A 24,064-nucleotide genomic window follows, 5' to 3' on the forward strand; every position below is an offset into this window, starting at 1 on the left:
TAAATTCTTGGAAAAGATATTGACACCACCCCTGTGATCAAGCAGAATGCCGGGCTTCGTGGAGGGGTTCCCGAGTGGCCAAAGGGATCAGACTGTAAATCTGACGGCTCCGCCTTCGGAGGTTCGAATCCTCCCCCCTCCACCAACTTAAATTGTACTGTGCGATGTGGCGCGGTACGGTAGGTGGAAGGCTCTCCTGCGTTGGTTGTGGGGGAGGAGGCGAACCGATAAGAGGTTCGACGGGGCGCGCAGCGACCCGAACGTTGCGCGTAGCGCAACGGCCCGGAGGGCGAAGGCCGCAGGCCGGAGTAATCCCCCCCCACCACCGAATTTGAAGCGGTTGTGGTAAGCGATCCGTCGCTTGGCAGCGCGGGTGTAGTTCAATGGTAGAACTTCAGCCTTCCAAGCTGAATACGTGGGTTCGATTCCCATCACCCGCTCCATATCAAGTCCTTCGGCAGGGCTTATTATGATGGTACGTAGTGCAAGGCCCATGTAGCTCAGTTGGTAGAGCACACCCTTGGTAAGGGTGAGGTCAGCAGTTCGAATCTGCTCATGGGCTCCATTAATCTAGTCCCGGGCACGCACCGTGCGCGGGTTTATTTGTCATAAGTTTTAGAGCGAACCTTTCGGAGATTGAGTCGATGTCCAAGGAAAAATTCGAGCGTACAAAACCCCACGTAAACGTGGGAACCATTGGTCACGTTGACCACGGTAAGACCACGTTGACGGCGGCGATCACCAAGGTGATGGCGGAAGCGCGGGGTGGAGTATTTAAAAACTACGCTGATATCGATAATGCACCGGAAGAGCGTGAGCGTGGCATCACCATCGCGACCGCGCACGTCGAGTACGAGTCGGAAGCGCGCCACTATGCGCACGTTGACTGCCCGGGGCACGCGGATTATGTGAAGAACATGATCACCGGCGCGGCGCAGATGGACGGCGCGATCCTGGTGGTCTCCGCGGCCGACGGCCCGATGCCGCAGACCCGCGAGCACATCCTGCTGTCGCGCCAGGTTGGCGTTCCCTACATCCTTGTGTACATGAACAAGGCCGACATGGTGGACGACGAAGAGCTGCTCGAGCTGGTGGAGATGGAGATTCGCGAGCTGCTGGACCAGTACGAATTCCCGGGCGACGACACACCGATCATCGTGGGTTCGGCGCTGAAGGCGCTGGAAGGCGATACCTCGGACATTGGTGCGCCGTCAATCGTCAAGCTGGTGGAGGCGATGGACAGCTACATTCCGACCCCGGAGCGTGACACCGACAAGCCGTTCCTGATGCCGATCGAGGACGTGTTCTCGATCTCCGGTCGCGGCACCGTGGTGACCGGTCGAATCGAGCGCGGCATTGTCCATGTGGGCGACGAAGTGTCGATCGTGGGTATCAAGGACACGATGAAGACCACCTGCACCGGCGTGGAGATGTTCCGCAAGCTGCTGGATCAGGGCGAGGCGGGCGACAACGTGGGTGTGCTGCTGCGCGGCACCAAGCGTGAAGAGGTGGAGCGTGGGCAGGTACTGGCGAAGCCGGGCACCATCACCCCGCACACCCACTTCGAGGCCGAGGTGTACGTGCTGAGCAAGGACGAGGGAGGCCGTCACACGCCGTTCTTCAATAACTACCGTCCGCAGTTCTACTTCCGTACCACCGACGTGACCGGTGCCTGTGACCTGCCCGAGGGGGTGGAGATGGTGATGCCGGGTGACAACGTGAAGATGTCGGTAAAGCTGATCGCACCGATTGCGATGGAAGAGGGTCTGCGTTTCGCGATCCGCGAAGGTGGCCGTACCGTCGGCGCCGGCGTTGTTGCCAAGATCATAGAGTGATCATTGTTAGTTATCTGTAGCTGGCTCTGGAGAAGCGGCGGATCGCAAGGTCCTGCCGCCTCTTCGTCTGGCAACTAACAATTTTTTTACAGGCCAGTAGCTCAATTGGTAGAGCAGCGGTCTCCAAAACCGCAGGTTGGGGGTTCGAGTCCCTCCTGGCCTGCCATTATATAAGGCGCCTTTGCAAAGAGGTGCTCAGTGGCAGGAATGAACGCAAAGGCTGAAGTCGAAAGTTCAGGGATGGATACAGTAAAGCTGTTACTGGCAGTGATTCTGCTGGTGGGTGGCATAGCGCTGTTCTATTTTCTAGATGAATACTCTGCCCTGGTAAGGGTTATTGGTCTGTTGGCGGTGACTGGCGTGGCGGTGTTTATCGCACTGCAGTCGGTCGCGGGTCGTCGTGTCTGGGATTTTGCCAGGGCATCGCGAACCGAGGTAAGGAAGGTTGTCTGGCCGAGCCGGCAGGAGACCATCCAGACTACGCTAATCGTGTTTGCCATGGTGTTATTGATCGGTATCGTGCTCTGGGTGTTCGATATGGTATTGATGGCGATCGTTCAGGCTGTAACCGGATAGGAGAATACTATGGCATTGCGGTGGTATGTGGTTCACGCCTACTCCGGTTTTGAGGCGCAGGTTAAGCGCTCCCTTGAGGAGCGTATCAAGCGTTTCGGCATGGAGTCGAATTTCGGTCAGATACTCGTTCCCACCGAAGAGGTGGTCGAGATGCGCAGCGGGCAGCAGCGGCGCAGTGAGCGCAAGTTTTTCCCGGGCTATGTGCTGGTGCAGATGGAGATGACCGACGAGACCTGGCACCTGGTCAAGGATGCCCCCAAGGTGATGGGCTTTATCGGCGGTACCGCCGATCGACCCGCGCCGATCACCGAGCGTGAGGCCGATGCCATTCTGCAGCGGGTTCAGGAGGGTGTGGAGAAGCCGCGTCCCAAGGTGCTGTTCGAGCCGGGTGAGGTGGTGCGCGTTGTTGATGGGCCCTTTAACGACTTTAACGGCGTGGTTGAGGATGTTGACTATGACAAGAGTCGCCTCAAGGTCTCCGTGCTGATTTTTGGGCGCTCCACCCCGGTCGACCTCGAGTTCGGCCAAGTGGAGAAAAGCTGAGCGGGTCCCTGTCTGCCGGCCTCGTGCGGGGCCGGCGTACCCGCTCACCTATGTATCCGGGGAGCCGAAAGGCGTTTGCACCCGACCAGGAGTAAGAAATGGCAAAGAAAATTCAAGCTTATATCAAGCTGCAGGTTAAGGCCGGTTCGGCCAATCCCAGTCCACCGGTCGGTCCAGCGCTGGGTCAGCACGGTGTGAATATCATGGAGTTCTGCAAGGCCTTCAACGCCAAGACCGAGAGTCTTGAGAAGGGGTTGCCGATTCCCGTGGTGATTACCGTCTACGCCGACCGTAGCTTCACCTTCATCACCAAGACCCCTCCGGCAGCGGTACTGCTGCAGAAGGCCGCCGGCGTCGCCAAGGGCTCGGGTACACCCAACACCGTCAAGGTGGGCAAGGTGACCCGCGAGCAGTTGGAAGAGATCGCCGGCGTGAAGATGCCCGATATTACCGCTGCCGATATGGATGCGGCTGTTCGGACTATCGCCGGTACCGCCCGTTCCATGGGCCTTGATGTAGAGGGGGTATAAGCCATGGCCAAGTTGAGCAAGCGCGCCCGCGCCATCCAAGAGAAGGTCGAGGCAGGCAAGCAGTATGGGATTCTGGACGCGGTCGCACTGCTGAAGGAGATCTCCACCGTGAAGTTCGGCGAGGCGGTTGATGTCTCCGTCAATCTGGGCGTGGATCCGCGCAAATCGGATCAGAACGTGCGTGGCTCCACCGTGCTGCCGAACGGCACCGGCAAGGTGGTACGAGTGGCCGTATTCGCCCAGGGCGCGAACGCCGAAGCCGCCAAAGAGGCGGGTGCCGACGTGGTCGGTTTCGATGATCTCGCGGCCGATGTCAAGGCCGGCAAGATGGATTTCGATGTGGTTATCGCCACCCCCGATGCCATGCGCGTGGTCGGTCAGCTGGGACAGATTCTCGGTCCGCGTGGCCTGATGCCGAATCCCAAGGTGGGAACCGTGACCCCGAACGTGGTCGAAGCGGTGCAGAACGCCAAGGCTGGTCAGGTGCGCTATCGCACCGACAAGGGCGGCATCATTCACTGCACCATCGGCAAGGTCAGCTTTGAGCCGGCCGCGGTGAAGCAGAATCTTGAGGCGCTGCTGGCCGATCTGAAAAAGATCAAGCCCAGTGCCGCCAAGGGTGTGTACATGAAGAAGGTGACTGTCTCCTCGACCATGGGTCCGGGGCTGCAGGTGGACCTCTCTTCGCTGGATATCTGATTGTTGCGGGCAGGGGGTGTACCTCCTGCCGCCAAGGAACTTTGGGGCACCGGCCAGCAGGCCGGATGCCGTCAAAGACCGCAGGCGCCTGATGGGCTTAATCATTGCCTGCGCAGACGGTGCTCCTGATTCGGTTTTCTGAATTCTGATGATGGTGCACGTTGTAGTGGAGTGCCCAAACCCGCAAGGGTGAGGGTCTGATAGGTAAAATGACGTTGTCATTTTGTTAGGAGGTGACGAGTGCCACTCAATCTTGAGCAAAAGAAAGCTGTCGTCGCCGAAGTCGCTGAAGTAGCAAGTACTGCCTATTCCGCGATAGCCGCCGAGTATCGGGGTCTGACCGTGGGTGAGATGACTGAGTTGCGTGCCAAGGCGCGTGAAGCAGGGGTCTACGTCCGTGTAGTCAAGAACTCGCTGGCTCGTCGTGCGGTCGAGAATACGGATTTTGAATGTATGAAAGAGGGGTTGACGGGTCCGCTTGTCATCGCTTTTTCACAGGAAGATCCAGGTGCTGCTGCGCGCGTGATCAAAGACTTTGCCAAAGATCACAGCAAGCTGGTTGTGAAAGTGGTTTCAATCGGGGGCAAGCTGCTTGCCGTTTCCGATCTTGAGGCGCTTTCCAAGATGCCTACTTACGAGCAGGCTGTCAGTATGCTTATGGCTGTCATGAAGGCTCCGGTGGAAAAACTTGCGCGTACCATTAATGAGGTACCGGGTAAGTTGGTCCGCACCGTGGCTGCGATCCGTGATGCGAAAGAGGCTGCTTAATAGCTTTTATCCCTTAATCTACACACGTTGTAAGTGTTAACCCATTATCAGGAGTTTTACAATGGCCGTTTCTAAAGAAGATATCCTGGAGACTATCGCCGGTATGACCGTTATGGAGGTTGTCGAACTGATCTCCGCCATGGAAGAGAAGTTTGGTGTTTCCGCCGCGGCTGCCGTTGCTGCCGCTCCGGCTGCCGCTGGTGGCGAAGCCGCCGCTGCTGAAGAGCAGACCGAGTTCGACGTTGTCATGACATCGTTCGGCGCCAACAAGGTTTCCGTCATCAAGGCCGTGCGTGGTCTGACCGGCCTCGGTCTGAAGGAAGCGAAGGATGCTGTGGAAGGCGTTCCCACCACGGTCAAGGAAGGTGTTTCCAAGGACGAGGCTGAGAGCGTGAAGAAAGAGCTGGAAGAGGCGGGTGCTGCAGTTGAGATCAAATAATTCTTGATTTCATACAGTTGCACACGCTCGTGAGGTTGGGGCTGGTGGCGTTTTCGTCACCGGCCTTTTCCCGCTTCTAGACTTACTTTCCAAGCGCTGCCGCGGATGCTTTTGGAAAGCAGGTTTTAGAGACAGTCAGGCGGCACTGTTTCTGTTCAGGATGTTACAGGGTTAGAGAATGAATGGTTCGTTGGCATATACCTGATGCGGGCGTTGGGTAGGAACACAGCTACAGGGAAGTGTTCCGGCAGGGAATGAGCTGGAAGCAAAATATTAAGAGTATCTTTTCGAAGATCCACGGGATCTCAAGAAATCGAGGGACGGCAACATGGCCTATTCTTTCACAGAGAAAAAGCGTATTCGTAAGGATTTCGGCAAGCGTCCGAGTATCCTGGAAGTACCTTTTCTTTTGGCGACACAGATCGATTCATATCGCAAGTTTCTCCAGGAGGGTGTCGCAGTAGCAGACCGCGCGGATGTGGGACTGCATGCCGCCTTTAAATCGGTTTTCCCCATTGAGAGTTATTCCGGAAACGCGGTTCTGGAGTATGTCAGCTATCGTCTGGGTACCCCGGTCTTCGATGTACGGGAGTGCCAGTTGCGGGGTGCCACCTATGCTGCGCCGTTGCGCGTGCTGGTGCGCCTGGTGATCTACGATAAGGATGCCCCGGCCAAGTCCAAGGTGGTCAAGGATATCCGGGAGCAGGAGGTCTACATGGGCGAGATGCCCCTGATGACCGATAACGGCACGTTCGTGATCAACGGCACCGAGCGGGTAATTGTCTCCCAACTGCACCGCTCGCCGGGCGTGTTTTTCGATCATGACAAGGGCAAGACCCACAGTTCCGGCAAGCTGCTGTTTTCCGCCCGGGTGATCCCCTACCGCGGTTCCTGGCTGGACTTCGAATTCGACCCCAAGGACAACGTCTTTGTGCGTATCGACCGGCGCCGCAAACTGCCCGCGACCGTGTTGCTGCGGGCGCTTGACTTCAATACCGAGCAGATGCTGGCCATGTTCTTCGAGACCGACAAGGTCGCGCTCAGCAAGAAGTCGGCGAAACTGACCCTGGTCCCGGAACGCCTGCGCGGCGAGACCGCCACTTTCGATATCAAGGTCGGCAAGAGTGTCATCGTTGAGGCGGGCCGCCGGGTCACCGCGCGGCATATCCGTGAACTGGAAAAGGCCGAGGTCAAGTCCCTCGACGTACCGTTTGACTTCCTCTACGGCAAGACCATTGCCCATGACGTGATCGATCAGGATACCGGTGAGCTGCTCGCTTCGGCCAATGACGAGCTGACTGCCGAGCTGCTCGAGAGCCTGATAGAGAACGGCATCAAGAAGATTGAAACCCTGTTCACCAATGATCTTGATCAGGGTCCCTACCTGTCCACCACGCTGCGCATCGATAGCACTGCCAATGCCCTGGAGGCACAGGTGGAGATCTATCGCATGATGCGCCCCGGTGAGCCACCCACCAAGGAGGCGGCCGAGAAGCTGTTCAACAGCCTGTTCTTCAGTGCCGATCGGTACGACCTGTCCGCAGTCGGGCGGATGAAGTTCAACAAGCGTCTGGGCCGCGACGAGGTGACCGGTGAAGGGGTGCTCTCCAATGAGGATATTGTTGATGTGCTCAGAGAGCTGATCAATATCCGTAACGGCCACGGCATCGTCGATGATATCGATCACCTGGGCAATCGGCGCATCCGTTCGGTAGGCGAGATGGCGGAGAACCAGTTCCGCGTCGGCCTGGTGCGGGTCGAGCGGGCCGTGCGCGAGCGTCTGACCCTGGCGGAATCCGAAGGGCTGATGCCGCAGGAGATGATCAACGCCAAGCCCGTCTCCGCGGCGATCAAGGAGTTCTTTGGCTCCAGCCAGCTGTCCCAGTTCATGGACCAGAACAACCCGCTCTCGGAAGTGACGCACAAGCGGCGTGTTTCCGCGCTTGGCCCGGGTGGTCTGGCGCGTGAGCGTGCCGGCTTCGAGGTGCGCGACGTGCATCCGACCCACTACGGCCGCGTCTGTCCCATCGAGACCCCTGAGGGCCCGAATATCGGACTGATCAACTCGCTGGCGGTGTATGCCCGTACCAACGATTACGGTTTCCTCGAAACCCCTTACCGGGTGGTAAAGGATGGCCTGGTAACCGATGAGATCGACTACCTCTCGGCGATTGAAGAGGGACGCTACGTCATCGCCCAGGCGAGTGCCGCGGTGGATGACAAGGGGTATCTGTTCGAGGAGCTGATTCCCTGCCGGTTTCAGAACGAGACCATGCTCACTGGTCCGGAAAAGATCCAGTATATGGATGTCTCGCCCAAGCAGATCGTCTCGGTGGCGGCGTCGATGATTCCGTTCCTGGAGCATGATGATGCCAACCGCGCGCTGATGGGTTCCAACATGCAGCGTCAGGCGGTGCCGACCCTGCGTGCCGAAAAGCCGCTGGTAGGCACCGGCATGGAGCGCGCCGTGGCGGTCGACTCCGGTGTGACGGTGGTGGCGAAGCGTGGCGGCTTGGTGGATGCGGTCGATGCCGCGCGTATCGTGGTGCGGGTCAATGACGAAGAGACGGTCGCCGGTGAGGCGGGCGTGGATATCTACAACCTCACCAAATACACCCGCTCCAACCAGAATACCTGTATCAACCAGCGTCCCCTGGTCAAGCCCGGCGACATCATCACCCGGGGCGATGTGATGGCCGATGGTCCCTCCACGGATCTGGGTGAGCTGGCGCTGGGGCAGAATATGCGCGTCGCCTTCATGCCCTGGAATGGCTACAACTTCGAGGACTCCATTCTGGTCTCCGAGCGGGTGGTTCAGGAGGATCGCTTCACCACGATCCACATCGAAGAGCTGACCTGCATGGCCCGGGACACCAAGCTGGGTTCCGAGGAGATTACCGGCGATATCCCCAATGTCGGTGAGGCCGCGCTGGCCAAGCTGGACGAGTCCGGCATCGTCTACGTGGGAGCCGAGGTGAAGGAGGGCGACATCCTGGTGGGCAAGGTGACCCCCAAGGGCGAGACCCAGCTGACCCCGGAAGAGAAGCTGCTGCGCGCCATCTTTGGCGAGAAGGCGGCGGATGTGAAGGACACCTCGCTGCGCGTCTCCTCCGGCCGGGTCGGTACGGTCATCGATGTGCAGGTGTTCACCCGTGACGGGGTCGAGAAGGACGCCCGCGCCCTGCAGATTGAGAATGCCGAACTGGAACGGGTCAAGAAGGACCTGGACGACCAGCTGCGGATCATGGAAGAGGATACCTTCCAGCGTGTCGAGAAGATGCTGCTGGGCAAGGTGGCCGACGGCGGGCCCAATCAGCTGAAGGCCGGCGCCAAGATCACCAAGGGCTATCTGGCCGAACTGGATCAGGACCGCTGGCTGGAGATCCGTCTGCACAATGAAGAGGCGGCGGCCCAGTTGGAGGCCATTGCCGAGCAGGTGAAGCAGCAGCGCGAGGAGTTCCGCGAGAAGTTCGAGGAGAAGAAGCGCAAGCTGACCACCAGTGACGACCTGGCACCGGGTGTGTTGAAGATGGTGAAGGTCTATGTGGCGGTGAAGCGGCGCATCCAGCCGGGTGACAAGATGGCCGGCCGACACGGTAACAAGGGTGTCATCTCGATGATCCAGCCGGTCGAGGATATGCCGTTCGACGAGAACGGCCAGCCGGTGGATATCGTGCTGAATCCGCTCGGCGTGCCGTCGCGTATGAACGTCGGACAGATCCTGGAGACCCATCTGGGTTGGGCTGCCAAGGGCGTCGGTGAGAAGATCGGCAAGATGCTGGAGGCGAAGGCCAAGATCGCCGAGCTGCGCAAGTATCTCGATAAGGTCTACAACGCCAGCGGCAAGCCGGAGGATCTGGACAGCTTCAGCGATGACGAGATTGTCGAGTTGGCCAGTAACCTCAAGCGTGGCGTGCCGATGGCGACGCCGGTGTTCGATGGTGCCACCGAGGAGGAGATCCGGGCGCTGCTGAAGCTGGCCGATCTGCCGGAGAGCGGGCAGACGACGCTGTTTGACGGCAGGACCGGTGAGGCGTTCGATCGCCAGGTGACGGTCGGCTACATGTATGTGCTGAAGCTGAACCACCTGGTGGATGACAAGATGCATGCCCGTTCAACCGGTCCCTACAGTCTGGTCACCCAGCAGCCGCTGGGTGGTAAGGCGCAGTTCGGCGGGCAGCGCTTCGGTGAGATGGAGGTATGGGCGCTGGAAGCCTATGGCGCCGCCTACACTCTGCAGGAGATGCTTACCGTGAAGTCCGATGATGTGACCGGCCGTACGCGAATGTACAAGAACATCGTGGACGGTAACCACCAGATGGAGGCCGGCATGCCGGAGTCCTTCAACGTGCTGGTGAAAGAGATACGCTCACTGGGCATCAATATTGAATTGGAGCGGGAATAGGGTCCGGCACGCGTTGTAACGTAGCGCATACCGAGACGAATACCGGAACCCGACAGCAGGAGATACGATCTTGAAAGATCTATTAAAAATTCTGAAGCAGCAAGGGCAGACTGAGGATTTTGACGCCATCAAAATCGGTCTGGCTTCACCCGACATGATCCGATCATGGTCCTACGGCGAAGTTAAAAAGCCTGAGACCATCAACTACCGGACCTTCAAACCCGAGCGCGAAGGGTTGTTCTGCGCCAAGATCTTTGGCCCGACCAGCGACTACGAGTGCCTGTGCGGCAAGTACAAGCGCCTCAAGCATCGCGGCGTGGTGTGTGAGAAGTGCGGCGTGGAAGTGACCCTGGCCAAGGTGCGGCGTGAACGCATGGGCCACATTGAGCTGGCCAGTCCGGTAGCGCATATCTGGTTCCTGAAATCGCTGCCCTCGCGGATCGGCCTGCTGCTGGATATGACCCTGCGGGATATCGAGCGGGTGCTCTATTTCGAGTCCTTCGTGGTGGTCGATCCGGGCATGACGCCGCTGGAGCGCGGTCAGTTGCTGAACGACGACCAGTACCTGGAAGCCATCGAGGAGAACGGTGACGAGTTCGACGCCCGCATGGGCGCCGAGGCGGTCTATGAACTGCTCACCTCGCTGAACCTGCCCAAGGAGATCGAGACCCTGCGCGAGGAGATCCAGGGGACCAACTCGGAAACCAAGCTGAAAAAGCTGAGCAAGCGTCTCAAACTGATCGAGTCGCTGCATGGCTCCGGCAACCGTCCCGAGTGGATGGTGATGACCGTGCTGCCGGTACTGCCGCCGGAGCTGCGGCCACTGGTACCGCTGGATGGCGGCCGTTTCGCCACCTCCGACCTGAATGACCTGTATCGCCGGGTCATCAACCGCAACAACCGGCTGAAACGGCTGCTGGATCTGAATGCGCCGGACATTATCGTGCGCAACGAGAAGCGCATGCTGCAGGAGTCGGTCGATGCGCTGCTGGACAACGGCCGGCGCGGGCGTGCCATTACCGGGACCAACAAGCGTCAGCTGAAATCCCTGGCGGATATGATCAAGGGCAAACAGGGGCGCTTCCGGCAGAATCTGCTGGGCAAGCGGGTCGACTATTCCGGTCGTTCGGTGATCGTGGTGGGACCGACCCTGAAACTGCACCAGTGCGGTCTGCCGAAGAAGATGGCGCTGGAGCTGTTCAAGCCGTTCATCTTCTCCAAACTGCAACTGCGCGGCCTGGCCACCACCATCAAGGCGGCCAAGAAACTGGTTGAGCGCGGCACCGGCGAGGTGTGGGATATCCTCGAAGAGGTGATCCGCGAGCACCCGGTGATGCTGAACCGTGCGCCGACCCTGCATCGACTGGGTATCCAGGCGTTTGAGCCGGTGCTGGTGGAAGGCAAGGCGATCCAGCTGCATCCGCTGGTCTGTACCGCCTTCAACGCCGACTTCGACGGCGACCAGATGGCCGTGCACGTACCGCTCTCCATCGAGGCGCAGCTGGAAGCGCGCAGCCTGATGATGTCGACCAACAATATCCTCTCACCGGCCAACGGCGAGCCGATCATCGTGCCGTCCCAGGACGTGGTGCTGGGTCTCTACTTCATGACCCGTGAGCGCATCAACGCCAAGGGCGAGGGCATGGTGTTCTCCGATCTGGCCGAGGTGCACCGCGCCTATGAATCGCGCATGGTGGACCTGCAGGCCAAGGTCAAGGTACGCCTGAGCGAAAAAGTGACGGACGAGAACGGCCAGGAGCAGACGGTCCGCCGCCTGGTTGATACCACCATCGGTCGGGCGCTGCTGTCGGAGATTCTGCCCAAGGGGCTGCCGTTCGAACTGATCAACAACGCCATGGGCAAGCGCGCCATCTCCAATCTGGTGGACGCCTGCTATCGCCGGGTCGGCCTCAAGGAGACCGTGATCTTCGCCGATCAGGTGATGTACATGGGCTTCCGTTTCGCCACCCGTGCCGGCGTCTCCATTGGTATGAACGATATGACCATACCCAAGGAGAAGGGGCCGATCCTGGCGGCCGCAGAGCGCGAGGTGAAGGAGATCCAGAATCAGTATGCCTCCGGTCTGGTGACCAACGGCGAGCGCTACAACAAGGTGGTGGATATCTGGTCGCATACCAATGACCAGGTAGCCAAGGCGATGATGTCACACCTGGGCAAAGAGACGGTGGTGGATCGCGAGGGCAAGGAGGTCCAGCAGGACTCCTTCAACTCGATCTACATGATGGCCGACTCGGGGGCGCGTGGTTCGGCGGCGCAGATCCGGCAGCTGGCCGGTATGCGTGGTCTGATGGCCAAGCCGGACGGCTCGATCATCGAGACGCCGATTACCGCCAACTTCCGTGAGGGCCTGGACGTACTGCAGTACTTCATCTCCACCCACGGTGCCCGTAAGGGTCTTGCCGATACCGCGCTGAAAACGGCCAACTCCGGATACCTGACACGCCGCCTGGTCGATGTGGCCCAGGATATGGTGGTCCTTGAGCCGGACTGCGGTACCGAAGATGGGCTGGACATGCATCCCATCATCGAGGGTGGCGATGTGGTCGAGCCGCTGCGTGAGCGGATTCTCGGTCGGGTTCTGGCCGAACCTGTGTTTACGCCCGGCAGTGATGAAATGGTGTTCGATCGCGGGACCTTGCTTACCGAGGCCTCGGTGGAGCGGCTTGAGAAGCTGGGTGTGGATCATGTGCGGGTGCGCTCCGCCATCACCTGTCAATCCAAGGTCGGTGTCTGCGCCATGTGCTATGGGCGCGACCTGGCGCGTGGCCACAAGGTCAATATGGGCGAGGCGGTCGGTGTGATTGCGGCGCAGTCCATCGGTGAGCCGGGTACCCAGCTGACCATGCGTACCTTCCATATCGGTGGTGCCGCGTCGCGTGCGGCGGCGGTCAACAGTATCGAGGTGAAGACCGCCGGTACCGTGCGGCTGCACAACATCAAGACGGTGCAGCATCACAGCGGCACCCTGGTGGCGGTCTCCCGTTCCGGTGAGCTGACCGTGGTCGACGAGGTGGGTCGCGAGCGTGAGCGCTACAAGGTGCCGTATGGTGCCAATATCCGCGCCGCGGACGGCGAACAGGTTACCGGTGGTCAGATGGTGGCGAACTGGGATCCCCATACCCATCCGGTGATCACCGAGGTGGCCGGTACGGTGCAGTTCGTCGAATTCGCCGACGGCGTCAGTGTGCAGAAGCAGGTTGACGATGTCACCGGCCTCTCCTCGCTGGCGATTATCGATCCCAAACAGCGTCCCACCGCCGGCAAGGACATGCGGCCGATGGTCAAGCTGGTGGATGACGAGGGCAAGGATCTGAATATTGCCGGAACCGACATCCCCGCCCACTACTACCTTCCTTCCGGGGCGGTGGTCATCGTGACCGATGGTGGTCGGGTGCAGATCGGTGACACCCTGGCGCGTATCCCGCAGGAGTCGTCCAAGACGCGTGATATCACCGGTGGTCTGCCGCGGGTGGCCGACCTGTTCGAGGCACGCAAGCCGAAGGATCAGGCGATCCTGGCGGAGGCGACCGGTACCGTCGGCTTCGGTAAGGACACCAAGGGCAAGCAGCGGCTCATCATTACCGATGCGGATGGCGAGCAGCACGAGGATCTAATCCCCAAGTGGCGGCATGTGAATGTGTTCGAGGGTGAGCATGTGGCCAAGGGCGAGGTGGTGTCCGATGGTGAATTCAACCCGCACGATATCCTGCGCCTGAAAGGGGTTACCGCGCTGGCGGACTACCTGGTGAAGGAGATTCAGGATGTGTATCGGCTGCAGGGCGTGAAGATCAACGATAAGCATATCGAGGTGATCATCCGCCAGATGCTGCGCAAGGTGGAGATCACCGCGGCGGGTGACACGCGCTTCCTGCGTGGTGAGCAGGCCGAAAAGGCCCGGGTGCTGGAAGACAACGAGCAGGTCGAGGCGGAGGGAAAGTACCCGGCGCTCTGGACCCCGATATTGCTGGGTATCACCAAGGCTTCGCTGGCCACCGAGTCGTTTATTTCGGCGGCCTCGTTCCAGGAGACCACGCGCGTACTCACGGAAGCGGCGGTACGCGGTTCCAGCGACTCGCTCGTGGGTCTGAAGGAGAATGTCATCGTCGGCCGGTTGATTCCGGCGGGTACCGGTCTCTCCTATCACAACGATCGCCACAAGCGCAGAGGTGAGGAGTTGGGTGCCGAGTCGGTGGAGGCCAAGGTGGAGATGGATGCGGATGAAGTCGCCGAGGCTATCAAGCAGGCGCTGAATACCGCGGATAGCGAGTAATCGCCGAACCCAGAGGGGCGTCGTGTCGCCCCTCTGTTATTTATATTCTAAAGAACTTGGGCGGCCACCTTGTCCAACAATCAGGGTGGCCATGGTAGTGTTGACACCTCCTTGCCAGGCGCGTAGAATGCGCGCTCTTCACTTGGGCTGAAGTACTCTTCTGGCCCGGGGTTCAGGATAATTCCCAGGCGCTATCCGCCTCGGGGACAAGGTTTAAGCCTGTGGTTGACGCGCTCCGGTCAGATGACCGGATGGGTGCCGACCGCGCGCTTTTCTGGTGCGATAGAGGGTGCCTAAGACACTTCTCTGGAGACGGGATTTAATGGCTACAATCAATCAGTTGGTGCGCAAGCCACGCATGCGCAAAGTAGAAAAAAGTAATGTGCCTGCGCTGGAGGCGTGCCCGCAGAAGCGTGGCGTCTGTACACGTGTCTATACGACCACCCCGAAGAAACCGAACTCCGCATTGCGTAAGGTTGCGCGTGTGCGTCTGACCAACGGTTTCGAGGTGAGTACCTATATCGGTGGTGAGGGGCACAACCTTCAGGAGCACTCGGTGGTGCTGATTCGCGGTGGTCGTGTAAAGGACTTGCCCGGCGTGCGCTATCACGTTGTGCGCGGTAGCCTGGACACCTCCGGTGTGGACAAGCGTCGCCAGGGGCGTTCGAAATATGGTGCCAAGCGGCCTAAGAGCTGATTGGGTTCACTAACAGGACTGAGTTAATAAGTCATGCCAAGAAGACGAGTTGCAGCAAAACGCGAAATCCTGCCTGATCCCAAGTTCGGAAGTCAGTTGCTCGCGAAGTTCATCAACATGATCATGGTTGATGGTAAGAAATCGGTGGCCGAAAAAATCATCTATGACGCCCTGGATCGCGTGAGTGAGCGCACCAGCGGCGAGCCGATGGATGTTCTTGAGAAAGCGCTCGAGAACGTGCGTCCGATGGTAGAGGTCAAGTCCCGCCGTGTGGGTGGCGCGACCTACCAGGTGCCGATTGAGGTGCGGGCGAGTCGTCGCAATACGCTGGCCATGCGCTGGTTGATCGATGCCTCGCGCAAGCGCAGCGAGAAGTCGATGGCGCACCGCCTGGCGGGCGAGCTGGCGGATGCCTCCGAGCAGCGCGGCTCCGCGGTCAAGAAGCGTGAGGATACGCATCGCATGGCCGAAGCCAACAAGGCGTTTTCGCATTACCGCTGGTAAGAAACGCGTTTAAACCCGTTTTACCTTTTTTTGCTCTTTTACATTGTTGATCGGATTGAGTCGTGGCGCGAAGCACACCTATTGATAGGTATCGGAATGTTGGGATTATGGCGCATATTGATGCGGGTAAGACCACCACCACCGAGCGCATTCTGTACTACACCGGGGTCTCTCACAAGATCGGTGAAGTGCACGATGGTGCGGCGACTATGGATTGGATGGAGCAGGAGCAGGAGCGTGGTATCACCATTACTTCCGCTGCAACAACCTGTTTCTGGAAAGGGATGGATCAGCAATTTCCGGAGCATCGTATCAATATCATCGATACTCCGGGGCACGTCGATTTCACCATCGAGGTCGAGCGCTCGTTGCGTGTCCTGGATGGCGCCTGCGCGGTGTTCTGCGCGGTGGGCGGCGTTGAACCGCAGTCCGAGACGGTGTGGCGGCAGGCTGACAAGTACGGCGTCCCGCGCATCGCCTTCGTGAACAAGATGGACCGCATGGGTGCCGACTTTCTGCGCGTGGTAGCGCAGGTGCGCGCCCGGCTCGGTGCCAATCCGGTGCCCCTGCAGCTTCCCATCGGCGCGGAAGAGGCCTTTCAGGGGGTGGTTGACCTGATCAAAATGAAGGCGATCTACTGGGATGAGGCATCCCGTGGCATGACCTTCGAGGAAAAGGAAATTCCCGCCGAGCTTCAGTCGCTGGCCGCCGAGTGGCGCGAAAAGCTGGTTGAAGCGGCCGCTGAAGCGGATGATGCGCTGATGGAAAAGTACCTGGATACCGGTGCGCTTTCCGTCGCAGAGATCAAGTCCGGATTGCGTATCAGGACGCTCTCCAGTGAGATAACGCCGATGATGTGCGGCTCCGCCTTTAAAAACAAAGGCGTGCAGGCCCTGCTCGATGCCGTTATCGAATACATGCCGGCCCCGGTTGACGTGCCGGCAATCAAGGGTGTGCTGGATGATGAGGAGAGCGTGGCCGAGCGCCCGTCCAGCGATGACGCGCCCTTTGCTGCCCTGGCGTTTAAGATAGCGACCGATCCTTTTGTCGGTAATCTGACGTTCTTCCGCGTCTATTCCGGTGTCCTCAAGTCAGGCGACAGTGTTTTTAATCCGGTCAAGGGAAAGAAGGATCGGGTCGGCCGGATACTGCAGATGCACTCCAACTCGCGCGAAGAGATCAAGGAGGTGCACGCAGGCGATATCGCGGCAGCGGTCGGTCTCAAGGATGTCACCACCGGCGACACGCTGTGTGCGCTCGATGCGCATATCACCCTGGAACGAATGGATTTTCCGGAGCCGGTGATCGCCGTGGCGGTGGAACCCAGAACCAAGGCCGACCAGGAGAAGATGTCGGTTGCGCTGTCCAAGTTGGCGCATGAAGATCCCTCGTTTCGGGTAACGACGGATCCGGAGTCGGGACAGACCATTATCGCCGGCATGGGCGAACTGCATCTGGAGATTATCGTCGACCGGATGCGCCGGGAGTTCAGCGTTGAGGCCAACGTCGGTGCCCCTCAGGTCGCCTACCGCGAGACCATTCGCTCGGTCGTGGAGCAGGAAGGCAAGTTCGTCAGGCAGTCGGGCGGACGCGGTCAGTACGGCCATGTATACCTGCGGATCGAGCCCGCGGAGACCGGTAGCGGCTATGAATTCGTCAACGGCATTGTGGGTGGTGTGGTGCCCAGGGAGTACATTCCCGCCGTTGACAAGGGTGTCCAGGAGCAGATGAAGAATGGCGTTCTGGCTGGATACCCGATGGTGGATGTCAAGGTCACCCTGTTTGATGGGTCGTACCATGATGTGGACTCCAGCGAGATGGCATTCAAGATCGCTGGGTCGATGTGCTTTAGAGAAGGGGCGGGCAATGCCAGGCCGGTGCTCCTTGAGCCGATCATGAAAATCGAAATCATAACGCCCGAGGATTACATGGGTGATGTGATGGGTGACCTGAACAGGCGACGTGGTGTAGTTCAGGGTGTGGATGATTGTCCGGCGGGTCGGCAAATCAAGGCGGAGGTTCCGCTGTCCGAGATGTTTGGATATGCGACGGATCTTCGCTCGGCCACGCAGGGTCGTGCAACGTACAGCATGGAATTTGCTAAATACAGTGAAGTCCCGGCGAATATCGCTGAGGCTGTGAAGAAACAGTAATCTGGAAGGGGTAAACCGTGTCCAAGGAAAAATTCGAGCGTACAAAACCCCACGTAAACGTGGGAACCATTGGTCACGTTGACCACGGTAAGACCACGTTGACGGCGGCGATCACCAAGGTGATGGCGGAAGCGCGGGGTGGAGTATTTAAAAACTACGCTGACATCGATAATGCACCGGAAGAGCGTGAGCGTGGCATCACCATCGCGACCGCGCACGTCGAGTACGAGTCGGAAGCGCGCCACTATGCGCACGTTGACTGCCCGGGGCACGCGGATTATGTGAAGAACATGATCACCGGCGCGGCGCAGATGGACGGCGCGATCCTGGTGGTGTCGGCGGCCGACGGCCCGATGCCGCAGACCCGCGAGCACATCCTGCTGTCGCGCCAGGTTGGCGTTCCCTACATCCTTGTGTACATGAACAAGGCCGACATGGTGGACGACGAAGAGCTGCTCGAGCTGGTGGAGATGGAGATTCGCGAGCTGCTGGACCAGTACGAATTCCCGGGCGACGACACCCCGATCATCGTGGGTTCGGCGCTGAAGGCGCTGGAAGGCGATACCTCGGAGATCGGTGCGCCGTCAATCGTCAAGCTGGTGGAGGCGATGGACAGCTACATTCCGACCCCGGAGCGTGACACCGACAAGCCGTTCCTGATGCCGATCGAGGACGTGTTCTCGATCTCCGGTCGTGGCACCGTGGTGACCGGTCGAATCGAGCGCGGCATTGTCCATGTGGGCGACGAAGTGTCGATCGTGGGTATCAAGGACACGATGAAGACCACCTGCACCGGCGTGGAGATGTTCCGCAAGCTGCTGGATCAGGGCGAGGCGGGCGACAACGTGGGTGTGCTGCTGCGCGGCACCAAGCGTGAAGAGGTGGAGCGTGGGCAGGTACTGGCGAAGCCGGGCACCATCACCCCGCACACCCACTTCGAGGCCGAGGTGTATGTGCTGAGCAAGGACGAGGGAGGCCGTCACACGCCGTTCTTCAATAACTACCGTCCGCAGTTCTACTTCCGTACCACCGACGTGACCGGTGCCTGTGACCTGCCCGAGGGGGTGGAGATGGTGATGCCGGGTGACAACGTGAAGATGTCGGTAAAGCTGATCGCACCGATTGCGATGGAAGAGGGTCTGCGTTTCGCGATCCGCGAAGGTGGCCGTACCGTCGGCGCCGGCGTTGTTGCTAAGATCATAGAGTAATAAATATGGCCAACCAGAGAATTCGTATTCGACTGAAGGCATTCGATCATCGTCTGATCGATCAGTCCGCACGTGAGATTGTCGATACCGCCAAGCGTACCGGGGCGCAGGTCCACGGACCTATTCCGCTACCTACCAAGAAGGAGCGGTTCACGGTGCTGATTTCGCCACACGTAAACAAAGACGCGCGTGATCAGTACGAAATCCGTACTCACAAACGGCTGATGGATATCGTTGATCCTACCGACAAAACGGTAGATGCGCTGATGAAGTTGGATCTGGCGGCGGGTGTTGACGTTCAGATCAAGCTGAACTGAGGTGATGACGATGTTAGGAATAGTAGGACGAAAAGTCGGCATGACTCGGGTGTTCACCGAGGAAGGCGTTTCAGTACCGGTGACGGTCATTGAAGTAGAGCCCAATCGTGTTACCCAGTTGCGTACTATCGAAAACGATGGATACAGCGCGGTTCAGGTGACCACCGGAAGCCGCAAGGCCTCCAGGGTATCCAAGCCGGAAGCCGGACACCTGGCGAAAGCGGGAGTCGAGGCCGGACGCGGCATGTGGGAGTTCCGTCTCTCTACAGGTGAGGTCGATGGCTTTGAAGTCGGCGGTGAAATCAAGGTCGACATGTTCGAGGCCGGCCAGATTGTCGACGTGCGCGGTATCACCATCGGTAAGGGATTCCAGGGCGCGGTCAAGCGTTATGGTTTCCGGATGCAGGATGCCACGCATGGCAACTCACTGTCTCACCGGGCGCCAGGCTCGATCGGACAGTGTCAGACGCCGGGCCGTGTATTCAAGGGTAAAAAGATGGCAGGCCATATGGGCAACGTGAAACGCTCCATTCAGAATCTCCAGGTGGTGAGAGTCGATACCGAGCGCAACCTGTTGCTGGTTAGAGGGGCTGTGCCAGGTTCCCGTGGCGGTGATGTGATCATCACGCCCGCGATCAAGATGCTGAACAAGGGGTAATAAAAAATGGACCTCAATGTACAGGCTGGCAATGGCGGCACCGAGACTATCCAGGTTTCGGATGCGGTATTTGCGGCCGATTATAATGAAGCACTGATCCATCAGGTGGTCACTGCGTATATGGCGGCGGCACGGTCCGGCACCAAGGCAGGAAAAAGCCGGTCTGATGTGAGCGGTGGCGGTATCAAGCCTTTTCGTCAGAAAGGTACCGGTCGTGCGCGTGCCGGCACCAGCAGGAGCCCGATCTGGCGTACCGGTGGCGTGACCTTCGCGGCGCGTCCGCGGGACTATTCGCAGAAGGTCAATCGCAAGATGTACCGCGGCGCGATTCGCTCCATCCTGTCCGAACTGCTGCGCGCCGAGCGCATGGTGGTGGTCTCGGACTTCGCCTTGGAAGCGCCGAAGACCAAGGGGCTGGTCTCGAAACTGAATGACCTCGGCATGAAAGAAGTGTTGATTGTGGCCGTACAGCCGGATGAGAACCTTTACCTGGCGGCACGGAATCTGTATGGGGTTGATGTCTGCGACGTGCGTGAGCTCGACCCGGTCAGTTTGATCGGATTCGACAAGGTGCTCATAACCTCCGAGTCACTGAAGCAGCTGGAGGCGAGCCTGTCATGAATAAAGAACGTCTGATGCAGGTGTTGTTGGGACCGGTCATTTCCGAGAAAAGTACGATTGCTGCGGATGTCAGTCGCCAGTTTGTCTTCAAGGTCGTGCCGGATGCCAAGAAGCCTGAGATTAAACGGGCTGTCGAAATGATGTTCGATGTCACGGTTGATAACGTGCGCGTTGTCAACATCAAGGGCAAAAGCAAGCGTTTCGGTCAGATTAAAGGTCGTCGTAACGGTGTTCGAAAAGCCTATGTGAGGCTGGCCGAGGGCAGTGATATCGACTTCGGTGCGGGTGCCTGATCGGCCCTTTAGCGCAACGAATAGAGCGGAATTAAGAGTATGGCTATTGTAAAAACCAGACCAACATCAGCAGGTCGCCGGTTTGTGGTTAAGGTGGTAAATCCTGAGCTGCATAAAGGGGCCCCGCATGGGCCGCTGCTGGAGCAGAAGAGCAAGAATGGCGGTCGCAACAATAACGGACGCATCACTGTTCGGCACCAGGGTGGCGGTCATAAACAGCGTTACCGTGTGATTGATTTCAAGCGGGACAAGGACGGTATACCGGGTGTTGTGGAACGCCTGGAGTACGACCCGAACCGTACCGCGAATATCGCACTGATCAAGTACGCGGATGGTGAGCGTCGCTACATCATCGCGCCCAAGGGTCTGGTTGCCGGTGACCCCGTCCTGTCAGGCGAGGATTCCGGCATCAAGCCGGGCAACTGCCTGCCGCTGCGGAATATTCCGGTCGGCACCAACGTACACTGCATTGAAATGAAGCTTGGCAAGGGCGCGCAGATTGCCCGTTCTGCCGGAACTTCCGCGCAATTGGTTGCACGCGAGGGAGAATATGCTACTCTGCGCCTCCGCTCCGGCGAGATGCGCAAGATTCGCAGCGAATGTCGCGCAACCATTGGCGAAGTGGGCAACACCGAGCACAGCCTGCGCAAGCTGGGTAAGGCCGGTGCGACCAGGTGGCGTGGAGTCAGGCCAACCGTACGCGGCGTGGCCATGAACCCGGTGGATCACCCGCATGGTGGTGGTGAAGGCCGGACCTCCGGCGGACGTCATCCGTGCAGTCCCTGGGGCGTGCCTACAAAGGGTTACAAGACACGTACCAATAAGCGTACTGATGCAATGATTGTGCGTCAGCGCAATCGTAAGTAAATGGAACCGAGGTAATTTAACGTGCCACGTTCAATTAAGAAAGGCCCCTTCGTCGATCATCATTTGATGAAAAAAGTGGACGAAGCAGTGGCGAGCAACAGCAAACGTCCGATTAAGACATGGTCCCGCCGTTCAATGGTGCTGCCTGATATGATTGGTCTGACAATTGCCGTATATAACGGGCGCCAGCATATTCCAGTGCTTGTCACCGAGAACATGATTGGCCATAAGCTTGGTGAGTTTGCACTGACCCGGACATTCCGTGGTCATGCGGCTGACAAGAAATCGAAACGATAATCGGGGTAGGAACCATGCAGGCTGCTGCTAAATTGCGTTTTGCGCGTATTTCGGCCCAGAAGGGTCGTCTGGTCGCCGATCAGATCAGGGGTCTGCCTGTGGAGCAGGCTCTGAATGTCCTCTCCTTCAGCAATAAGAAGGGCGCGGACCTTATGAAAAAGTTGCTGGATTCTGCGATTGCGAATGCAGAGAACAATGAAGGCGCGGATATCGACGAGTTGAAGGTTGCCTCGGTGATGGTCGATGAGGGTCCGACGATGAAACGGATCAGGGCGCGTGCCAAGGGCCGTGCGGCCCGTATTTTAAAGCGTACCAGTCACTTCACCGTGATTGTGTCGGACAGGTAAGGCAGAGTTATGGGTCAGAAAGTACATCCAATAGGAATTCGTCTTGGCATCGTCAAGCAGTGGACGTCGAAATGGTATGCCGACACCAAGGATTATGCTGATATGCTGAATACCGACCTGGCGGTGAGAGACTATTTGAAAAAACGTCTTTCCCAGGCCTCGGTGAGCCGTATTCAGATCGATCGTCCTGCGAAAAATGCCCACGTAACCATTCACTCGGCACGCCCGGGTATCGTGATCGGCAAGAAGGGCGAGGATATCAACACCCTGCGTGAAGAGGTATCCCGGCGCATGGGTATCCCGGCACATATCAGCGTCGAAGAGATTCGTAAGCCGGAACTGGATGCTCAGCTGGTTGCTGAGGGCATCACCCAGCAGCTGGAGCGTCGTGTCATGTTCCGCCGGGCGATGAAGCGTTCCGTGCAGACGGCGATGCGTCTGGGCGCGGGCGGGATCAAGATAAATATTTCAGGCCGGTTGAATGGCGCTGAAATTGCCCGTAACGAATGGTATCGGGAAGGTCGGGTACCACTTCACACACTGCGTGCTGACATCGATTACGGTTTTGCGGAAGCCAAGACCACCTATGGAATCATCGGTGTGAAGGTTTGGATTTTCAAAGGCGAAGTCTTTGGTGACGAGGTTCAGGACGAAGCTGCGCCAAAACCCGCGCGTCGTAAAGCACCGCGTAAGAAGGATTAAGTCATGTTATTGCCAAAGCGGACTAAATTCCGTAAACAGATGAAGGGCCGTAATCGCGGCCTGGCGAACCGGGGTAACAAGGTTAGCTTCGGTGAATACGGCCTGCAGGCCGTCGATCGCGGTCGTATGACCTCGCGTCAGATCGAGGCCGCCCGGCGTACCATTACCCGTACCGTGAAGCGTGGCGGGAAAATGTGGATACGTGTTTTTCCCGACAAGCCAATTACCAAGAAACCTTTGGAAGTGCGTCAGGGTAAGGGTAAGGGTAGTGTCGAGTACTGGGTTGCCTTGATTCAGCCTGGTCGCGTACTTTATGAAATTGAAGGTGTCTCTGAAGAGATGGCGCGTGATGCGTTCCAGCTTGCAGCTGCCAAACTGCCGTTCAAGACCGCCTTCATCAAACGGACGGTAATGTGATGAGCGCGAGTGAACTTCGTCAAAAGAGCCCTGCTGAGCTTGAGGGGGCATTACTGGAGCTGCGCAAAGAGCAGTTCAATCTGCGTATGCAGCAGGGCACTGGTCAGTTGTCACGCCCGTCGGAGATGCGACGGGTAAGAAAAGAGATTGCCCGGGTGAAGACATTGCTGAATGAGAAAGGTGTAGGTGAAGCATCATGAGCGATCAGAACAACAGCAATCGCACACTCGAAGGCCGTGTGGTCAGCGATAAGATGGACAAGAGTATTACCGTCCTGGTCGAGCGCAAGGTGAAGCACCCGATTTATGGCAAGTTCATTCGGCGGTCCACCAAGGTGCATGCCCATGATGAAGCCAACGAGTGTGGTATCGGCGATATGGTGGTGGTGGAGCAGTGCCGCCCGCTCTCCAAGAGCAAGGCTTGGCGTCTGGTCAAGGTTGTCACAAAGGCGACCTGAGGTAGGCACCGGTAAATCGTACGATTTCGGTTTAGTGATAATTTAATTGGAATAGACCAATGATCCAGATGCAGACAATGCTTAACGTCGCCGATAACAGTGGCGCAAAGCGAGTTCAGTGCATAAAGGTGCTGGGCGGATCACACCGTCGCTATGCTGGTATCGGGGACATTATCAAAGTGAGCGTCAAAGACGCCATTCCCCGCGGCAAAGTGAAGAAAGGTGATGTATACAATGCGGTAGTTGTGCGTACCAGGAAAGGCGTAAGACGTCCGGATGGATCCTTGATCCGTTTTGACGGCAATGCCGCTGTCCTGTTGAACACGCAACTGCAGCCGATCGGAACCCGTATTTTTGGACCGGTTACCCGTGAACTGCGCAGCGAGCGATTCATGAAGATCATCTCGCTCGCGCCTGAAGTACTCTAAGGGGTGAATCAT

The 24,064-nt window shown here is 58.4% G+C and carries 25 protein-coding genes, 4 tRNA genes and 1 other RNA gene; all 30 read left to right on the forward strand.

The window, feature by feature from the left end:
• Positions 1-60 precede the first annotated feature (60 nt).
• The 30 genes from O9K64_RS08890 (at position 61) to rplN (ending at position 24,052) form a co-directional block, all read left to right on the forward strand.
• Positions 61-145 (forward strand) — tRNA-Tyr (locus tag O9K64_RS08890).
• Between the two features lie 48 nt (positions 146-193).
• Positions 194-329, forward strand: a non-coding RNA gene (locus O9K64_RS08895) — RtT sRNA.
• A 40-nt stretch (positions 330-369) separates the two neighbouring features.
• Positions 370-443, forward strand: a tRNA-Gly gene (locus O9K64_RS08900).
• 46 nt (positions 444-489) lie between these two features.
• Positions 490-565 (forward strand) — tRNA-Thr (locus tag O9K64_RS08905).
• A gap of 79 nt (positions 566-644) precedes the next feature.
• Entirely contained in the window at positions 645-1,835 is a 1,191-nt protein-coding gene (tuf, locus tag O9K64_RS08910) for an elongation factor Tu (protein ID WP_275097722.1), read from the forward strand.
• A 90-nt stretch (positions 1,836-1,925) separates the two neighbouring features.
• Positions 1,926-2,001, forward strand: a tRNA-Trp gene (locus O9K64_RS08915).
• A 41-nt stretch (positions 2,002-2,042) separates the two neighbouring features.
• Positions 2,043-2,411: a preprotein translocase subunit SecE gene (gene secE / locus O9K64_RS08920; RefSeq protein WP_275097758.1), complete on the forward strand. Its 369-nt coding sequence runs from the start codon at positions 2,043-2,045 to the stop codon at positions 2,409-2,411.
• 9 nt (positions 2,412-2,420) lie between these two features.
• A complete protein-coding gene (gene nusG, locus O9K64_RS08925; RefSeq protein WP_275097723.1) occupies positions 2,421-2,954 on the forward strand; it encodes a transcription termination/antitermination protein NusG in 534 nt (177 codons plus the stop codon).
• A gap of 98 nt (positions 2,955-3,052) precedes the next feature.
• Positions 3,053-3,484, forward strand: coding sequence for a 50S ribosomal protein L11 (gene rplK, locus O9K64_RS08930; RefSeq protein WP_260295832.1), 432 nt, complete (start codon positions 3,053-3,055; stop codon positions 3,482-3,484).
• A 3-nt stretch (positions 3,485-3,487) separates the two neighbouring features.
• Complete coding sequence (rplA, locus tag O9K64_RS08935) at positions 3,488-4,183, forward strand: 50S ribosomal protein L1 (RefSeq protein WP_260295830.1); 696 nt, start codon at positions 3,488-3,490, stop codon at positions 4,181-4,183.
• A 240-nt stretch (positions 4,184-4,423) separates the two neighbouring features.
• Positions 4,424-4,951 (forward strand): 50S ribosomal protein L10, encoded by a 528-nt coding sequence (gene rplJ / locus O9K64_RS08940; RefSeq protein WP_275097724.1) that lies wholly within the window; start codon positions 4,424-4,426, stop codon positions 4,949-4,951.
• A 61-nt stretch (positions 4,952-5,012) separates the two neighbouring features.
• Positions 5,013-5,390 carry a 50S ribosomal protein L7/L12 gene (gene rplL, locus O9K64_RS08945; protein ID WP_275097725.1) on the forward strand — a complete coding sequence of 126 codons (378 nt, stop codon included), beginning with the start codon at positions 5,013-5,015 and terminating at the stop codon, positions 5,388-5,390.
• A gap of 328 nt (positions 5,391-5,718) precedes the next feature.
• Complete coding sequence (gene rpoB, locus O9K64_RS08950; RefSeq protein WP_275097726.1) at positions 5,719-9,795, forward strand: DNA-directed RNA polymerase subunit beta; 4,077 nt, start codon at positions 5,719-5,721, stop codon at positions 9,793-9,795.
• Between the two features lie 70 nt (positions 9,796-9,865).
• Positions 9,866-14,086, forward strand: coding sequence for a DNA-directed RNA polymerase subunit beta' (gene rpoC, locus O9K64_RS08955; protein WP_275097727.1), 4,221 nt, complete (start codon positions 9,866-9,868; stop codon positions 14,084-14,086).
• 322 nt (positions 14,087-14,408) lie between these two features.
• Entirely contained in the window at positions 14,409-14,783 is a 375-nt protein-coding gene (gene rpsL, locus O9K64_RS08960) for a 30S ribosomal protein S12 (protein WP_144360289.1), read from the forward strand.
• A gap of 33 nt (positions 14,784-14,816) precedes the next feature.
• Positions 14,817-15,287, forward strand: coding sequence for a 30S ribosomal protein S7 (gene rpsG, locus O9K64_RS08965; protein ID WP_275097728.1), 471 nt, complete (start codon positions 14,817-14,819; stop codon positions 15,285-15,287).
• A 62-nt stretch (positions 15,288-15,349) separates the two neighbouring features.
• A complete protein-coding gene (gene fusA / locus O9K64_RS08970; protein ID WP_275097729.1) occupies positions 15,350-17,440 on the forward strand; it encodes an elongation factor G in 2,091 nt (696 codons plus the stop codon).
• Positions 17,441-17,457: 17 nt separating this feature from the next.
• Positions 17,458-18,648, forward strand: a complete 1,191-nt coding sequence (gene tuf / locus O9K64_RS08975; RefSeq protein ID WP_275097730.1) for an elongation factor Tu — start codon at positions 17,458-17,460, stop codon at positions 18,646-18,648.
• Between the two features lie 5 nt (positions 18,649-18,653).
• A complete protein-coding gene (gene rpsJ / locus O9K64_RS08980; protein WP_029134315.1) occupies positions 18,654-18,965 on the forward strand; it encodes a 30S ribosomal protein S10 in 312 nt (103 codons plus the stop codon).
• 10 nt (positions 18,966-18,975) lie between these two features.
• The gene (gene rplC, locus O9K64_RS08985; protein ID WP_275097731.1) at positions 18,976-19,623 is read left to right on the forward strand and encodes a 50S ribosomal protein L3; all 648 of its coding nucleotides are present in this window, start codon (positions 18,976-18,978) and stop codon (positions 19,621-19,623) included.
• 6 nt (positions 19,624-19,629) lie between these two features.
• Positions 19,630-20,244: a 50S ribosomal protein L4 gene (rplD, locus tag O9K64_RS08990; protein ID WP_275097732.1), complete on the forward strand. Its 615-nt coding sequence runs from the start codon at positions 19,630-19,632 to the stop codon at positions 20,242-20,244.
• A complete protein-coding gene (rplW, locus tag O9K64_RS08995) occupies positions 20,241-20,537 on the forward strand; it encodes a 50S ribosomal protein L23 (protein ID WP_260293362.1) in 297 nt (98 codons plus the stop codon). Before rplD ends, rplW begins: the two co-directional genes overlap by 4 nt.
• A gap of 39 nt (positions 20,538-20,576) precedes the next feature.
• Positions 20,577-21,404 (forward strand): 50S ribosomal protein L2, encoded by an 828-nt coding sequence (gene rplB, locus O9K64_RS09000; RefSeq protein WP_275097733.1) that lies wholly within the window; start codon positions 20,577-20,579, stop codon positions 21,402-21,404.
• A 21-nt stretch (positions 21,405-21,425) separates the two neighbouring features.
• Positions 21,426-21,701 carry a 30S ribosomal protein S19 gene (gene rpsS / locus O9K64_RS09005; RefSeq protein ID WP_029134310.1) on the forward strand — a complete coding sequence of 92 codons (276 nt, stop codon included), beginning with the start codon at positions 21,426-21,428 and terminating at the stop codon, positions 21,699-21,701.
• A gap of 14 nt (positions 21,702-21,715) precedes the next feature.
• Positions 21,716-22,048: a 50S ribosomal protein L22 gene (gene rplV, locus O9K64_RS09010; protein ID WP_275097734.1), complete on the forward strand. Its 333-nt coding sequence runs from the start codon at positions 21,716-21,718 to the stop codon at positions 22,046-22,048.
• A gap of 9 nt (positions 22,049-22,057) precedes the next feature.
• On the forward strand, positions 22,058-22,750 hold the full coding sequence (gene rpsC, locus O9K64_RS09015; protein WP_275097735.1) for a 30S ribosomal protein S3: 693 nt from the start codon (positions 22,058-22,060) through the stop codon (positions 22,748-22,750).
• A 3-nt stretch (positions 22,751-22,753) separates the two neighbouring features.
• Positions 22,754-23,167 carry a 50S ribosomal protein L16 gene (rplP, locus tag O9K64_RS09020; protein ID WP_260293358.1) on the forward strand — a complete coding sequence of 138 codons (414 nt, stop codon included), beginning with the start codon at positions 22,754-22,756 and terminating at the stop codon, positions 23,165-23,167.
• Positions 23,167-23,367: a 50S ribosomal protein L29 gene (rpmC, locus tag O9K64_RS09025; RefSeq protein WP_260293357.1), complete on the forward strand. Its 201-nt coding sequence runs from the start codon at positions 23,167-23,169 to the stop codon at positions 23,365-23,367. The genes rplP and rpmC overlap by 1 nt, the downstream gene beginning before the upstream one ends.
• Entirely contained in the window at positions 23,364-23,624 is a 261-nt protein-coding gene (gene rpsQ / locus O9K64_RS09030; RefSeq protein WP_275097736.1) for a 30S ribosomal protein S17, read from the forward strand. The genes rpmC and rpsQ overlap by 4 nt, the downstream gene beginning before the upstream one ends.
• A 59-nt stretch (positions 23,625-23,683) precedes the next feature.
• Entirely contained in the window at positions 23,684-24,052 is a 369-nt protein-coding gene (rplN, locus tag O9K64_RS09035) for a 50S ribosomal protein L14 (RefSeq protein ID WP_029134304.1), read from the forward strand.
• The last annotated feature ends 12 nt before the right edge of the window (positions 24,053-24,064 follow it).

It is taken from the genome of Sedimenticola hydrogenitrophicus (genome assembly GCF_029017505.1).
GTDB lineage: Bacteria > Pseudomonadota > Gammaproteobacteria > Chromatiales > Chromatiaceae > Sedimenticola > Sedimenticola hydrogenitrophicus_A.